Origin of the sequence: Pseudomonas sp. NPDC090201, from assembly GCF_044746825.1 — a bacterium.
GTDB classification, from domain to species: domain Bacteria; phylum Pseudomonadota; class Gammaproteobacteria; order Pseudomonadales; family Pseudomonadaceae; genus Aquipseudomonas; species Aquipseudomonas putida_AD.
The window spans coordinates 1-1923 of sequence record NZ_JBIVCX010000023.1 but is presented as its reverse complement, the minus strand read 5'-3'; the positions used below and the strand labels follow the sequence as shown (position 1 = coordinate 1923).

At 56.8% G+C, this 1923-nt stretch carries 1 protein-coding gene and 1 pseudogene; both read left to right on the top strand.

The features are described 5' to 3' along the window. A pseudogene (rpoB, locus tag ACIPOO_RS27435) lies at positions 1-1652 on the top strand (DNA-directed RNA polymerase subunit beta); the annotation flags it as partial. A 62-nt stretch (positions 1653-1714) separates the two neighbouring features. After that, positions 1715-1923 (top strand): hypothetical protein (locus ACIPOO_RS27430; RefSeq protein ID WP_164568707.1); only part of this gene is annotated, 209 nt, incomplete at its 3' end.

Here is a 1923-nt window from a genome sequence, read left to right as displayed (position 1 = left end):
CGTTCATGGCGTGGAACGGCTTCAACTTCGAAGACTCCATCTGCCTGTCCGAGCGTGTTGTTCAGGAAGACCGCTTCACCACGATCCACATTCAGGAACTGACCTGTGTGGCGCGTGATACCAAGCTGGGCCCAGAGGAAATCACCGCAGACATCCCGAACGTGGGTGAAGCTGCGCTGAACAAGCTGGACGAAGCCGGTATCGTTTACGTCGGTGCCGAAGTCGGCCCTGGCGACATCCTGGTGGGCAAGGTCACTCCGAAAGGCGAGACCCAGCTGACTCCGGAAGAAAAACTGCTGCGTGCGATCTTCGGTGAAAAAGCCAGCGACGTTAAAGACACCTCCCTGCGCGTGCCTACTGGCACCAAAGGTACTGTCATCGACGTACAGGTCTTCACCCGTGATGGCGTAGAGCGCGACTCCCGCGCCCTGTCCATCGAGAAGAGCCAGCTGGACGAGATCCGCAAGGACCTGAACGAAGAGTTCCGCATCGTCGAAGGCGCAACCTTCGAGCGTCTGCGTTCGGCTCTGGTCGGTCAGATCGCTGAAGGTGGTGCTGGCCTGAAGAAAGGTCAGGAAATCACCAACGAAGTGCTCGACGGTCTGGAACACGGTCAGTGGTTCAAGCTGCGCATGGTCGAAGATGCTCTGAACGAGCAACTCGAGCGCGCTCAGGCTTACATCGTCGATCGCCGCCGTCTGCTGGACGACAAGTTCGAAGACAAGAAGCGCAAACTGCAGCAAGGCGATGACCTGGCTCCAGGCGTGCTGAAAATCGTCAAGGTCTACCTTGCCATTCGTCGCCGCATCCAGCCGGGCGACAAAATGGCCGGTCGCCACGGTAACAAGGGTGTGGTCTCCGTGATCATGCCGGTTGAAGACATGCCACACGATGCCAACGGCACACCTGTGGATATCGTCCTCAACCCGTTGGGTGTACCTTCGCGTATGAACGTTGGTCAGATTCTCGAAACTCACCTGGGCCTCGCGGCCAAAGGTCTGGGCGAGAAGATCAACCGCATGCTCGAAGAGCAGCGCAAAGTGGTTGAACTGCGCAAGTTCATGAACGAGATCTACAACGAGATCGGTGGCCGTCAGGAAAGCATCGACGACCTGACCGATCAGGAAGTTCTGGATCTGGCGCAGAACCTGCGTGGCGGCGTTCCAATGGCTACCCCGGTATTCGACGGTGCCAAGGAAAGCGAAATCAAGGCGATGCTGCGCCTGGCGGACATGCCGGACAGTGGCCAGATGCAACTGTTCGACGGTCGTACCGGCAACAAGTTCGAGCGTCCGGTAACTGTTGGCTACATGTACATGCTGAAGCTGAACCACTTGGTGGACGACAAGATGCACGCGCGTTCCACTGGTTCTTACAGCCTGGTCACCCAGCAGCCGCTGGGTGGTAAGGCACAGTTCGGTGGTCAGCGTTTCGGGGAGATGGAGGTCTGGGCGCTGGAAGCATACGGCGCGGCTTACACTCTGCAAGAAATGCTCACAGTGAAGTCGGACGATGTGAACGGTCGTACCAAGATGTACAAAAACATCGTGGACGGCGATCACCGTATGGAGCCGGGCATGCCCGAGTCCTTCAACGTGTTGATCAAAGAAATCCGTTCGCTCGGTATCGATATCGATCTGGAAACCGAATAACACGTGACGCGATCGAGAGTGGGTCGGTTTGACCACTCTCTGCTCCGCCAGGAGGAAAGGCCTTGAAAGACCTACTGAATTTGCTGAAAAACCAGGGTCAAGTCGAAGAGTTCGACGCCATCCGTATCGGATTGGCCTCGCCTGAGATGATCCGTTCGTGGTCGTTCGGTGAAGTTAAAAAGCCGGAAACCATCAACTACCGTACGTTCAAGCCTGAGCGTGACGGCTTGTTCTGCGCCAAGATCTTTGGCCCGGTCAAGGATTACGAGTG